A 12,251-nucleotide genomic window follows, 5' to 3' on the forward strand; every position below is an offset into this window, starting at 1 on the left:
ATGACTGACTCATGAATCCTCTCGCTCGAAATGGCGAACACACCCGCACACGCCCAATCTCACTTGCCTCCAGCCAGTTGGTGTAACCATGTCTCCACCACTGATGCGTACTGCGTCTTGCCTTGTTCATCCCGGCCTGTCACACCCAGATCGAACACGGTCAAATTCGCATGCTTTGTCGCGGACACATAAGCGGCCTTGTCTTTTTCTGCAATTCTGGCCGCATTGAAAGGCTCAACCACTCCCTTGAACTGGATGCCTATGAAATAGGGAAAACTATTCTTTTCAAGTCGATCGGGATCATCCAATTTGGCATTGAATGGAGTGACATAGTGATAAATCGCTTCATCGCGATCTGGAATATAGCTCTCGATTCCGTTATAAAAATCCAGATCACCATAACCCGGTATAAATTCGTAATCTTCTGCAAACGAACCCATAACGGCCGTAAACATGAATTTTTCCTGATCCGCCTCCTGATAACTGGCGGGCAAAATCCGTTCTGTCAAACCCGGCCCCCATAGCGAGGAGGATTTCAAGAGATAGTTACGCACTTCCGCCTTCCCGCCATCCGGTTTCTCGACTTGGGCGGTCCAATACACATACCCCTGCTCATCTCGCTCCAGTCCCGGATTGGCACTAAGCGCTTCGATCAGGGCCGCCAATTGAACATCATCACCGGTATACCGCAGCGGGCCGCTGCTTGCCCCATCGGAAAACAACATGTCGGCTTTGGCCATGCCCGCCAGATTCAACAAATCATTGCCCTCATCACGACCATCCCAATTCCTTACAACCCACCCTGGCAACGAGCTGCGCGGACCATCGCCCAACCAGGTGCGCTTGACGTAGCTGCTTTGAAGCGGCTTGATTCCCGAAGACGTATCGCGTGAGCTGTAGCCCAGGGGGCCGTAGATCGGATAACTATCGATGGCAAACCCGTAAAGACGTGAATGCTCTGCCACCCCCCGAGCGAAAGGATCGTCGGCCCGCGTAAGAATCTGCCGCGACATCTGGTGATTATGGAAAATCCCCCGGCTGGCAGGAAAACCAGCAATCTGACTCGGTGTCGCATGCGCGATATCGTCATTGACGATCGGCACCTCTGCCACATTGGCATCAAATGACCAAGCGCCCTGGTTCCGGTAGGTGAACGTATCGGTGTAATTAAAGATACTGTGGCCGTTCACAAAAATACCTACTGCTCCCTCTGGCGCTTTCTGATGCACTGAACGGGGATCGGGCTGCGGGAACGCCGATAATTTATAAACGGTATACAGATTGCCCGGTTTGAAACTCGTGAATAAACTAGGCGTGCCAATGGTGTAATCGGGCAACCCTGCAAAATAGATCAGGGCGTGATCTCCCAGGCGACTGACTTGTATCGCGGATATATTGGCTGGTATACGCGATACGACCTCGTTCCAGGCCGGCGTGTCACTCTGACCAAAACATGGATTATTCCGATCTGGATTCATCCACAGATGACGAAGAACATCCTTGCCAATCCGTGAGTCCATCAGGCTGGCAAACCTCTCTGCCTGAGAGTAAGGGGGGGTCAAATGCGGCATCATGCCCTCGCCAAACAACATGGCCTGCTTGCAATAATGTGCATTGGCTACATCATGCCCCGAATGCGCCTGCGCCGAGCCTGGCCACGCCAGCGTCGCCAGCACTCCCCACACCATACACAGAGAACGAACGGGAACCGTTAAACGTATACCGAAACCTTGCGTCATGCCTGTAAACCCCCTGTCAGTCATCAATTGACAATGAGTGTAGGCAAATTTATTCCGGGAAAGCTCTCAAACCCTAACAACTGGCCAGACTATGGCGCTGCCAAATCGGCGCCGAACCAGCCAACAAGTCCTGCCGCGTTTAATCTTGCCTGACACAGGCAAGTAGCAACCGATAGCCGGCCCCACGCGCTGCACGAATGGCCGCGTGGTCCGCTGAGAGCGGCTCGACCTTGCGACGCAAGCGACTGATGGCAACCTCCAGTCTGTGATCGGAAAAATCCAGATACGTGCCCCCCACGGCCTGAATCAGTGCATGCCTCGGCGCCGGCCGAGGCGCGTGCAGAAGCAACACCTCGAACAATCGCGCTTCCGCATAAGTCAGCACGACGCTACGCCCGTCGGGCGCTGTCAGCAGGCTGCTGCGGGCACTATATCGCCAACCAATGGGGTCGTTGGACGGCAGCTGTTGACCCGGTGCAGGCAAGCGACGCAGAAGATTGGTAACGACCAACAACAATTCCTCGGGCCGCGCAGGCTTGACCAGATAGGCGTCTGCGCCGCCTTCCAACCCTTTTAGCCGATCACTCATCATACCCCTTGCGGTCAGCATCACTACTCCCACTCCAGGGTGCGAAGCGCGCAAACGCTGGCAAATCTGCAACCCATCCTCTCCGGGCAAACCAATATCCAACAACACCAGCCGGCAAGGATGTCGTGCCAGATGCTGATCCAGCCCCCCGCCGTCCTGGACACCCATGACTTCGTAGCCGGCGCGCTCAAAATAAAACGTCAACTCCGCCCGCAAATCAGCCTGGTCCTCCACGATGACAATAGATGCCGGCATACTCTTACTCCTTGGGTAAGGCCACAACAAAACACGCCCCCTGCGACCAGTTGCCATACTCCAGCCGCAGCGTTCCGCCATGTTGCTCGATAATTTGACGCGCCAACATCAACCCTAGACCCAGACCCGGCTTGCCGGACGCCTCATCCAGTCGGTGATAACGTTCGAATACGGCCTCCTGCTGCTCGGGGGGGATGCCAGGACCAACATCCCGGATACGCCAAAGCAGGCAGGAATCACGCTCATTGAAAACGATATCAATCTGAATTGGGGTATCGGGATACGCGTATTTAATAGCGTTATCCAGGAGATTGGATAAACCGATATGCATCAAACGGCTGTTGCCGCAGATTGTCGGCAGCGTATCGGCAGCCCGGATTTCCACCCGTTTTTCCGTCTGAAGATCCAGCGCGTTGCGCAGCGCTGCACTCAGATTGACGAGATCAAGCCGTTCTTCTCTCGGGGCCGCAATTTTCGTATGCCGCAGATGCTCCATGGCTTCGATCAGCTCCATTAGATTGCGCAGACGCCCCACCGCCGAACGGATACTATGATAACGAGCCGCTCTCAGTGTAGCGCTGGCCGGCCCATCCTGATCTAACTGCGACAAACTGTAAGTAGCCATATCAATGACAGAAACCGGTGTCCGGACTTCATGCGTGAGAACGGAAATCACCCGTTCCTGCTCCTGGCGAGTGTAGCGCTCCATTTCAGCGGTCGCCCTCGCCTGCGCTTCTCTCGTTCCGGCTTCATTACGTTCCCGTTCCAACGCTCGCACTTTCAATCCTATCCCCGCATGCAAAGCCAAGATGACAGGCAAACTTGCATAGCGAGCCAGATCGATATAAGCCGGCAGAAAAGGTATGAGACCGATGTTACCCAGCGTTGCGGGTAGCATCACCAGAAAATGAAATGGCAACGCCAATGCAATACAGCGCCCGGACACGCTTCCATCGCGCCACAATCGCAGGTAAGCGGGAATAGACAACCAAAGCGCAGGCAACAGAATGATGAACATCGCGCGCGTTGCCTGATCGAATACTGGGCTGGCACTAAGCGCCATGATCAGCAATCCGGGCACAATGCCGCAATACTGATAATAGCGCAGCAACAATGGATGATACTTGCGCAACTCCAGAAGATGGATCTGACACAGCGAACCAGTCACCATCTGCGCCCCCAACAAGGCGTTTGCAACCCACCACATACCTGGATCATCGGTCAAAAAACCGGCTGCAAGCCCATCGACGGCGAACCATCGCATCCCAGTACTGGCCACAAATAGGGCAAACCAGACATGCAGCGTGCGCTGCGCGACAAAGCCAGCGACCAGATTAAGCACAGAAGTAGCAAGGAAAAATCCGGTATACAGACCAGTAAAAAGCAGACTGGTACCTACTGCAGCGTCAAGATCGCTGTTTTCCGGGATTACAGACAACAGGAGGGCAAGAGGATCGTGCACAGAAAGAGGCATATCATTCGTATAGAAAAATCGGTATAGCCTTGCAGACCCTCAACCACAGCCCAACGCTAAAGAATCTGAGACATCTAAACATATTGTAATGACCCGGTAGTATCTGCTTCGTTCAGGCGGCTAATTCAAAGACCTAGTCTGGTGAAATTACCCCTCGGTTTACAATTTTTCAACCACTATTTCCGTGATCCGATTGCACTCCGAAGATTTCCTAACCAATTGATATATAAAGAAACTTCAGTTTCTGTATCGGGAAGTAGGTGGGGGGAGGGTCTTTTACCGATACTGCACTCAAAGCGCTCATGCTTAGGGAAGCCTCATACATTGTCAGCGACGATCAAGGACATTTACCCCGGCATGTATTCCAGAGCGCTGGTGCAGTTCGGAAATTGCATTACTGATCGGTTTTCTTTTTCAACTGTTTTTTCTTTGTTGATTCGAGCTGCTGGATGCTGCTATCCGGTACCGGTAGGCTTTCGGGCATGGTGCCACCCAGATCTTGGATGGTCTGGCGCACTTTGCGACCCACGGCGAAATGCGTTTGATTGGCTTGCGTCTTGCCGCGAACGTTATCGCGACGGAGTTTTTCTTCCGTTTGCGTGGCGCGGAACAGATTGGCAGCCAGCTCCGTACTACCCATATGGTCAAGGATTTTCTGGCTTTTCTTCAAGCCCTTGCGGGTCTGGATATCCTTGGCACCCAAGCCACCATACAGGCCCTTGTAGCCGTGGTCCTGGAAGATGGCGTAGCCCAGCGGGCTGTCTACACCCGCATCCTTTGCGGCAGCCGCAAGGTGCTTGTTATGCAGCGCCAGTTCGTTACGGATGGCCAGACGCTTATCGTCTTCGGACAACTGCACGAACTTCGCATCATCGGCTAGTTCCTGACGACGGGTCTGGAGGGCGAAGTAGGTCTGGCCGTTAGCGATGACGGGCTTGGACGGATCACCGTTCTGCACGATCAGGTAGCAGGCATAGCGGGACAGATGCACATCTGGCACATGACGCTGCGCACCAGAGCCAATGGTGACCATTTTGGTGACGTCACCAAAATGGTCTTCAGGGGGCTTGCCGGACTGAGCACACGCTATGCGGGCTTTGTCCACCACCTGCATGAAGTTTCGCCAATCCTGATAGTCCAACAGCGGAGTCAGGTCGCGTGCCGACCAGAATTCTTCGCCAGCAGGGTCGAACTGTCGGATGCTCTCGAACGTAATGACATGCCGTTGGGTAATGCACTTGTTGGTCATGGTGCGTTTCCTTATTCGTGGAATGCCTGCACAAGGAACTGCTGCGGCAGACGCTCTATTTCTTCCTGCTGTAGTCGAGCATACGACCCAAACCGATGAGGCTTGCAACCCTAGATGCAAGCGTAATGCAGTTATATCTGGCGCTTATTCGCCCACTACCACCTGGGTATGCACGACATGCGGGGGTTGGGCGAAAAATCCGCCGACGATTCCGCGCCAGGTTTGGAAGTCGTCGGATTCGCGGAAGTGCTGCATGTGGTCTTCCAGGGTTTGCCAGTGGATTTGCAGCACGTATTGTTCGGGATGCTCGATGACGTGGTGCAGTTCCAGGCGGTGAAAGCCGCGGGCGCGCTGGAATAGCGGCAGGGCTTGTTGTACGCCGGCTTCAAAATCGGCCTGGGTGCCGGGTTTGACGGTGATGTGGGCCATTTCGCGAATCATGATCTGTTTCCTGTGTGTGATGAAAATGGATGGAATATCCGCACAGCAAAGTTGCGCGGACAGGGGATTGAGTACCCCTGGATTATGCCTTGTTGATGCAGGACAGGTCGCAACCCGGCGTGCGGCGGTCAGCGGGGGTGTTGCAGGCGGTGCAGCACTTCGTCGGCGATGGCCAGGCAGGCGGTCAGGCCGGGGGATTCGATGCCGTACAGATTGATCAGGCCGGGTATCTGGTGGCTACGGGCGTCCTGGATGATGAAGTCGGCATCCGGGCCATTGGGCTGGGCCAGTTTCGGGCGGATGCCAGCGTAGCTGGGGTGTAGGGCCTGATCGGGCAGCGCGGGCCAGTATTGGCGGATGGCGGCGTAGAAACCATCTGCTCGGGTGGGGTCGACGTCGTAGGCTATGTGATCGACCCATTCGACATCCGGGCCGAATCGGGCCTGTCCGGCCAGGTCCAGCGTCAGGTGGACGCCCAGCCCACCGGGCTGGGGCACGGGGTAGATCAGGTGGGAAAACGGGGTCTTGCCGGTCAGGGCGTAGTAGCTGCCTTTGGCGTAGCGCAGGCCGGGGATGCTGGCGGGGGCGACGTCCTGAATGCTGGCGGCCACGGCCTGGGCCTGCAGGCCGGCGCAGTTGATGACGTGGCGGGCGATGATTTCTGTTGGGTCGCTGCCGCCGATGCGCAACAAAATGCCTGCTGGGCTGCCAGTGACCTTGCCGCCCAGCAGCGGGGATCGCAGCACCAACAGGCCGCCGGCGGATTCCAGGTCGCCTTGCAAGGCCAGCATCAGGCCGTGGCTGTCGATGATGCCGGTGTCCGGTGAATGCAGGGCAGCCGTGCAGCGCAGGGCGGGTTCCAGCGCTTGGGCTTGCTGCTGGTCCAGCAAGTGCAGGTGTTGGACACCGTTGGCGTGAGCCGCCGCGCGAATGCGCTGCAGGGCGTCCAACTGGCTGGAATCAGTGGCCACAATGAGTTTGCCGCAGCGCTGGTGGGCGATGCCATGGGTAGCGCAATAGGCGTATAGCGCTTGGCGGCCCTGCACACACAGCCTGGCTTTCAGTGAACCCTGCGGGTAATACAGGCCAGCGTGGATCACCTCGCTATTACGCGAACTGGTGCCGCTGCCGATGGTGGATTCGGCCTCGATGACCAACGTGTCCAGCCCGGTCTGGGCGCAGGCCCGTGCCACTGCCAGGCCGACCACACCCGCACCGATCACGACACAGTCAATGATATCCGTCATGGGAGCTTCATGTTTGAAAGAGAATCCAGTCTACCTATTTTTCAGTGTCGGGATTGGGAGCACGATATGGGGTCAGACACCATTGTTTTTGAAAATGGTGTCTGACCCCATTGTTTTTTTGATGTCGTATAAATTAATAGCTTGCTATTTAATCGTACGCTATGTACCATGAAGCTATGAACCGCAAAGACCAATCCTCAACCGATCCGCAGTCCGCCGCACTGACGCTGGATGCGCAACTGTGCTTTGCGCTGTATTCGGCGCAGTTGGCCATGAACAAGGTATATCGACATTATCTGGCTGACCTGGGGCTGACTTATCCGCAGTATCTGGTGATGCTGGTGTTGTGGGAACACGATGGCCTGACGGTGTCGGCGCTGGGGCAGCATCTATATCTGGATTCGGCCACGCTGACGCCATTGTTGAAGCGCTTGCAGGGTCTGGGTCTGTTGCAGCGTGACCGTGCTCAGGCCGACCAGCGTCAGGTGCTGATCAGCCTGACCGATGCCGGACGGGCATTACGCCGACAGGCGCAGTCTGTGCCCCAGGGTGTGCTGTGCGCTACAGGCTGTACGCCGGATCAGATCCAGGGCCTGAAGGCCCAATTGGAAGCTTTGCGGGCGCGTTTGCAAATGATGCCGACAGGATCAAGCCAGGAATCAGGACAATAAGCGTCAATCATAAAGGGGCAACATAATGGGGTCAGACTCCATTTTTGGAAAACAGGAAAAATGGAGTCTGACCCCATTAACCTGGAGTCTGACCCCATTAAAACCATTAAAAGTCGCCGTTAGTGGTGCCGGGGCTTTCTCTTTAACTGCACCACCAGGAGTCCAATCATGACCGTTGAAAACGTACTTTATACCGCCCATGCTACTGCCACGGGTGGCCGTGATGGCAGTGCCAAATCCTCGGATGGCCGCCTGGAAGTCAAACTGTCCGTGCCCAAGGAAATCGGCGGTGATGCCGGCCCAGGCACAAACCCTGAACAGCTGTTTGCTGCTGGTTATTCGGCCTGCTTTCTGGGCGCGCTGAAGTTGGTGGCCGGTCAGGAAAAAGTCTCTTTGCCGGATAGCACTCAGGTTGCTGGTTCCGTGGGTATCGGCCCCATCCCCACGGGTTTTGGGCTGGCGGTGGAACTGAAAATCTCCGCCCCAGGCGTGGATCATGCAACGCTGCAGGGTCTGGTTCAGAAGGCAAACATTGTGTGCCCGTACTCAAACGCTACCCAAAATAACATCAAGGTCACGCTGACCGTTCAGTAATTGATGTTTTTCCAACCCGGATCTATCTGATCTGGGTCATATACCGGCACGACCAGTGTGGGTATGATCTCCGTGAGTGTCCTGTTCACGGAGATCACCATGCCATCTGCCGACAATACGCAGCCTGCTTCGCGGCAGGCGTTGTCCGTGCTGTTTTCCAGCACGTTTGCCTTCACGATTTGTTTTGCCATCTGGACCATGTTTTCGGTGCTGGGCGTGCCCCTCAAGGCCGAACTCAGCCTAAGCGAAACGCAATTCGGCCTGCTGATCGCCACACCAGTGCTCACGGGGTCGTTGATTCGAGTGCCGCTGGGCATGTTGACGGATCGGTTCGGGGGGCGGATCGTTTTTCTCCTGGTCCTGCTGATCTGTATCCTGCCGCTATATATGATGGCGTATGCGACAACGTATACGCAGTTTTTGGTTCTGGCCCTGTTCGTGGGCCTGGCGGGTGGCACGTTCTCGGTGGGGACGCCTTATGTGGCGCGCTGGTTTGCGCCGCAGCGGCGCGGCTTTGCCATGGGGGTGTTTGGCGCGGGTAATTCGGGCTCGGCTCTGAACATGTTTGTGGCGCCGCTGATTATCGGTGCTTTTGGCTGGGCGATGCTGCCGCAGGTATATGCGGCGTTGATGCTGGGCACGGCAATTTTGTTCTGGTTGTTCAGTCATACCGACCCTGCGCACCGGGTGCCATCGAATGTGGGGATCATGCAGCAACTCAGTGTGCTGAAAGACCCGCGCGTGTGGCGTTATTGCCAATATTATTCGGTGGTGTTCGGCGGCTATGTGGCGCTGGCGCTATGGATCACGAAATACTATGTGTCCGAGTATGGCTTTGATCTGACGCTGGCCGCATTCCTGGCAATGATTTTTTCTTTGCCAGGGGGGGTGTTGCGGGCGCTGGGTGGCTGGTTCTCAGACCGGTTCGGGGCATACACCGTCACCTGGTGGGTGATGTGGGTGTGTTGGGTGTGCTTCTTTATTCTCTCCTATCCGCAGACCCAGATGACGATTCAGACGCTGAATGGTCCCCTGTCGCTGAACATCGGGTTGAATCCGGTGGTATTCACCGGTCTGTTGTTCATCGTGGGCGTCGCGATGGCGATTGGCAAGGCCTCGGTCTTCAAATTCATCAGCGATGATTATTCGGACAATATCGGTGCGGTGTCCGGGGTGGTCGGATTGGCCGGCGGCCTGGGCGGGTTTATCCTGCCGATCATGTTTGGTGCGCTGCTGGATCTGACCGGGGTGTATTCCAGTGCCTTCATGCTGCTGTACGGATCGGTATGTGTGTCGCTGATTTTCATGCATTATTCGTATCGGCATGATCCGCGAGCGGGGACAGAACTGGTGGAGCCCAGCTGATATTATCGGTGAGTCTTGTTCGACAAAAAGCAGCCTGTGGGCTGCTTTTTTGTGCCTTGCAAGGCGCTCGGATAATCCTGGCAAAAGACAGCCCGCAGGGGCTGTCTTTTGTCCGGAATTATCCCCCGCAGCCGCCGCAGCAGTTGCCGTCTTCGCCGTGGACGGGCTTCAGGGCTTCGTAGCCGGCGTCGGCGACGGCGACCTGGATGCGCTGAACGGAGAGCTGAGCGGTATCGAAGGTGATGGTGGTGTTTTCATCCGCCAATGACACGCTGGCCTGGGTGACGCCGGGCAAGGCGGACAGGACTTGGTCGAGTTTGTCGGCGCAGGCTGGGCTGTGCAGGCCGACCAGGCGCATGGTGGCGGTTTTTTGGGATGAGCGTTTCAGGGTTTCGGCTTGCATAGGTCCTCGCGAACAGGGCAGTAGCCCTGGGTAGGGCGGTTTGTAGATGACTTTTAAATATACCTTAAGATTCGCCTAGTATAGCAGTGCTGGATTTTTTTGAATATGTTTTTGAGTTTTTAATGTCACCATCCCCTGTGCGCCGCATCGCCCATCTGGATATGGATGCGTTTTTCGCCTCCGTCGAGTTGCTGCGCTATCCGGAATTGCGCGGGCTGCCGGTGGTGATCGGCGGGCGCGGCCCTCGGCCTGAAAACGGGGTGTATGCCCGCTTGCGAGATTATGTGGGGCGTGGGGTGATCACGACGGCAACTTACGAGGCGCGGGCCTTGGGGGTGCATTCGGCCATGGGCATGATGAAGGGCGCCCGGCTGGCGCCGGATGCGATTTTATTGCCGGTGGACTTTGTGGCGTACCGGGATTATTCGCGTCGCTTCAAGGCGGCGGTGGCGGCGATTGCCCCACAGATCGAGGATCGGGGCATTGATGAAATCTATATCGATTTAAGCGCGCTGCCCGAGGATTCCGCCACACTGGCGCGGCGCTTGAAGGATGCGGTAAAGACGGCGACGGGGCTGGTGTGTTCGGTGGGGATTTCACCGAACAAGCTGCTGTCCAAGATCGCCTCGGATCTGGACAAGCCCGATGGCATCACCCTGATCGGGCCGGGGGATCTGCAGCGGCGCATTTGGCCGCTGCCGGTATCCAAGGTCAATGGCATCGGTCCCAAAGCCACGCGCCATCTGCAGCAAATGGGGATCGAGACGATTGCCCAGTTGGCCGGTGCGGCGCCGGATCAGTTGCAGGCAGCGTTTGGGCTGGGGATGGCGCGTTGGCTATTGGATGTGGCGCATGGTATTGATGAACGGCCGTTGGTCACGGAGTCCGAGCCGCGTTCGATCAGCCGGGAAACCACCTTCGAGCGCGACCTGCACGTGGTGCGGGATCGGGCGGAGTTGTCCGTGATTTTTCGGCGCTTATGCGAACAACTGGCCGAGGATTTGCGGCGCAAGCAGGTGCGCGGGGCTACCATCGGGATCAAGATCCGGTTCGATGACTTTCGCATCGTGACCCGCGACCTGACCCTGCACGAGGCCGTGGGGGATGCTGATGCCATACACCGGGCCGCCGGGCAGTGCCTGAAGCGGGTGACCCTGGATCGGCGTCTGCGTTTGCTGGGGGTGCGGGCCAGCAAGCTGGAATCCGTGGATAAACCAGGGGCCGAGGCACACCCGGTGCAATTACCGCTTTGCTGAGTTTCCCCAGGGCTTGAGCATCGCCGATACGCCCAGCGCCAAGGCTAGAAATCAAATTCCGCCTGGATGGGGTCGCCGACCTGCAGCCAGCGTTCGCCGTCGGGCATGGCGGCGATGGCGTTCATGCCAAACAGCACGCCGTCCTCGAATTGACGGTGCCGGGCCAGGGTCTGACCGGGTTCGGCGGCGGTCAGCCCAGTGCGGGGATCGACATTGGGGATGGGGCAGCGGGCGCAGGCCTTGACGAAGGCAAAGCCGATGTCGCCGGTGTGAAACCCCGCCAGGTGGTCTTCGTCGTAGGATTCCAGCCCCTGCAGCACGATATTCGGGCGAAAGCGAATCATGTCGACTGCGGCATGGCCCCCATCAGTCAACTGCTGGTTCAGTTCTTCCAATGAATGCTGGTTGGTGACCAGAAACGGGAAGCCGTCGGCAAAGGCAAAGGCGTGGCGGTCCACTGGCAGAAACGACTGCGGCCAGTCGGGGTGGGTCTGAATCCAGTGCGTCATGTGGCGCATGCTGGCCAGGCGGTGGGCCTGAGGGTGGACGTGCAGCAGGCGGCAAGGCGTGTCCAGAAATGCACTAAGCCATTGGGCCACCGCATCGCCCTGGTCGGCCCCGATGGTGGGCGTGCCCCAGATGCTGACCGTCACCGGGGGCTGGTCGTCGCCGATGATGGGGACAAAGCAGTCTGCCTGACCAGGAGCCTTCAGCCCTAAGCCATCGGCCTGGGGTCTGGGCTGAATCAGCACCATGCGCGGGTGCAGGCGCTGGCTCATGAACTGGCCTTGGGCGTTCACGATCAGCCAGTGGCGGTCGAATTCCAAGCCGGCACTGTCGATGCGGATGCGCTGGTGTTTGATGCCTGCGCAGGATTTGACGGGGTAGCTGTACAGGCTGTGAATAGTCGGCGGCATAGGCTAAATGGTTTTTGCGATCAAACCGTTATTCTAAGCGGAGCTTTTAAC

Annotated in this window: 12 protein-coding genes; 4 read left to right on the forward strand and 8 right to left on the reverse strand. The window is 57.1% G+C overall.

The window, feature by feature from the left end; all coding sequences use genetic code 11:
* Positions 1-59: 59 nt before the first annotated feature.
* The 6 genes from VDP81_RS07825 to VDP81_RS07850 form a co-directional block, all read right to left on the reverse strand.
* Entirely contained in the window at positions 60-1,739 is a 1,680-nt protein-coding gene (locus tag VDP81_RS07825; protein WP_323011982.1) for a YHYH protein, read from the reverse strand.
* Between the two features lie 139 nt (positions 1,740-1,878).
* Entirely contained in the window at positions 1,879-2,583 is a 705-nt protein-coding gene (locus VDP81_RS07830) for a response regulator transcription factor (protein ID WP_323011983.1), read from the reverse strand.
* A 4-nt stretch (positions 2,584-2,587) separates the two neighbouring features.
* A complete protein-coding gene (locus VDP81_RS07835) occupies positions 2,588-4,057 on the reverse strand; it encodes a sensor histidine kinase (RefSeq protein WP_323011984.1) in 1,470 nt (489 codons plus the stop codon).
* 394 nt (positions 4,058-4,451) lie between these two features.
* The gene (dinD, locus tag VDP81_RS07840) at positions 4,452-5,306 is read right to left on the reverse strand and encodes a DNA damage-inducible protein D (protein WP_322995798.1); all 855 of its coding nucleotides are present in this window, start codon (positions 5,304-5,306) and stop codon (positions 4,452-4,454) included.
* Positions 5,307-5,450: 144 nt separating this feature from the next.
* Positions 5,451-5,747, reverse strand: coding sequence for an antibiotic biosynthesis monooxygenase (locus VDP81_RS07845; protein WP_322995799.1), 297 nt, complete (start codon positions 5,745-5,747; stop codon positions 5,451-5,453).
* A gap of 128 nt (positions 5,748-5,875) precedes the next feature.
* Positions 5,876-6,994: an NAD(P)/FAD-dependent oxidoreductase gene (locus VDP81_RS07850; RefSeq protein WP_323011985.1), complete on the reverse strand. Its 1,119-nt coding sequence runs from the start codon at positions 6,992-6,994 to the stop codon at positions 5,876-5,878.
* A gap of 176 nt (positions 6,995-7,170) precedes the next feature.
* Here VDP81_RS07850 and VDP81_RS07855 point away from each other — a divergent pair, with 176 nt between their 5' ends.
* The 3 genes from VDP81_RS07855 to VDP81_RS07865 all read left to right on the forward strand — a co-directional run bounded on the left by VDP81_RS07855 (position 7,171) and on the right by VDP81_RS07865 (position 9,624).
* Positions 7,171-7,665, forward strand: coding sequence for a MarR family transcriptional regulator (locus VDP81_RS07855; protein WP_322995801.1), 495 nt, complete (start codon positions 7,171-7,173; stop codon positions 7,663-7,665).
* A gap of 168 nt (positions 7,666-7,833) precedes the next feature.
* Positions 7,834-8,259 (forward strand): organic hydroperoxide resistance protein, encoded by a 426-nt coding sequence (locus VDP81_RS07860; protein ID WP_322995802.1) that lies wholly within the window; start codon positions 7,834-7,836, stop codon positions 8,257-8,259.
* Between the two features lie 99 nt (positions 8,260-8,358).
* A complete protein-coding gene (locus VDP81_RS07865) occupies positions 8,359-9,624 on the forward strand; it encodes a nitrate/nitrite transporter (protein ID WP_322995803.1) in 1,266 nt (421 codons plus the stop codon).
* 118 nt (positions 9,625-9,742) lie between these two features.
* Here the strand turns inward: VDP81_RS07865 and VDP81_RS07870 are convergent, their stop codons facing one another.
* Positions 9,743-10,027 carry a heavy-metal-associated domain-containing protein gene (locus tag VDP81_RS07870; RefSeq protein ID WP_322995804.1) on the reverse strand — a complete coding sequence of 95 codons (285 nt, stop codon included), beginning with the start codon at positions 10,025-10,027 and terminating at the stop codon, positions 9,743-9,745.
* Between the two features lie 122 nt (positions 10,028-10,149).
* On the opposite strand from VDP81_RS07870, the gene dinB reads away from it, so the two are divergent.
* On the forward strand, positions 10,150-11,283 hold the full coding sequence (gene dinB / locus VDP81_RS07875) for a DNA polymerase IV (RefSeq protein WP_323011986.1): 1,134 nt from the start codon (positions 10,150-10,152) through the stop codon (positions 11,281-11,283).
* A 44-nt stretch (positions 11,284-11,327) separates the two neighbouring features.
* On the opposite strand, the gene VDP81_RS07880 is transcribed toward dinB, so the two are convergent.
* Positions 11,328-12,200: an MOSC domain-containing protein gene (locus tag VDP81_RS07880; RefSeq protein ID WP_323011987.1), complete on the reverse strand. Its 873-nt coding sequence runs from the start codon at positions 12,198-12,200 to the stop codon at positions 11,328-11,330.
* Between the last annotated feature and the right edge of the window lie 51 nt (positions 12,201-12,251).

The sequence above is a fragment of the Castellaniella sp. genome, assembly GCF_034675845.1.
Classification (GTDB): Bacteria; Pseudomonadota; Gammaproteobacteria; order Burkholderiales; family Burkholderiaceae_B; genus Castellaniella.

Excerpts from the sequence above, each read along its gene's own strand:
- VDP81_RS07825 (WP_323011982.1), bottom strand. The coding sequence starts at position 1,739 with ATGACGCAAGGTTTCGGTATACGTTTAACGGTTCCCGTTCGTTCTCTG.
- VDP81_RS07830 (WP_323011983.1), bottom strand. The coding sequence starts at position 2,583 with ATGCCGGCATCTATTGTCATCGTGGAGGACCAGGCTGATTTGCGGGCG.
- VDP81_RS07835 (WP_323011984.1), bottom strand. The coding sequence starts at position 4,057 with ATGCCTCTTTCTGTGCACGATCCTCTTGCCCTCCTGTTGTCTGTAATC.
- dinD (WP_322995798.1), bottom strand. The coding sequence starts at position 5,306 with ATGACCAACAAGTGCATTACCCAACGGCATGTCATTACGTTCGAGAGC.
- VDP81_RS07845 (WP_322995799.1), bottom strand. The coding sequence starts at position 5,747 with ATGATTCGCGAAATGGCCCACATCACCGTCAAACCCGGCACCCAGGCC.
- VDP81_RS07850 (WP_323011985.1), bottom strand. The coding sequence starts at position 6,994 with ATGACGGATATCATTGACTGTGTCGTGATCGGTGCGGGTGTGGTCGGC.
- VDP81_RS07855 (WP_322995801.1), top strand. The coding sequence starts at position 7,171 with ATGAACCGCAAAGACCAATCCTCAACCGATCCGCAGTCCGCCGCACTG.
- VDP81_RS07860 (WP_322995802.1), top strand. The coding sequence starts at position 7,834 with ATGACCGTTGAAAACGTACTTTATACCGCCCATGCTACTGCCACGGGT.
- VDP81_RS07865 (WP_322995803.1), top strand. The coding sequence starts at position 8,359 with ATGCCATCTGCCGACAATACGCAGCCTGCTTCGCGGCAGGCGTTGTCC.
- VDP81_RS07870 (WP_322995804.1), bottom strand. The coding sequence starts at position 10,027 with ATGCAAGCCGAAACCCTGAAACGCTCATCCCAAAAAACCGCCACCATG.
- dinB (WP_323011986.1), top strand. The coding sequence starts at position 10,150 with ATGTCACCATCCCCTGTGCGCCGCATCGCCCATCTGGATATGGATGCG.
- VDP81_RS07880 (WP_323011987.1), bottom strand. The coding sequence starts at position 12,200 with ATGCCGCCGACTATTCACAGCCTGTACAGCTACCCCGTCAAATCCTGC.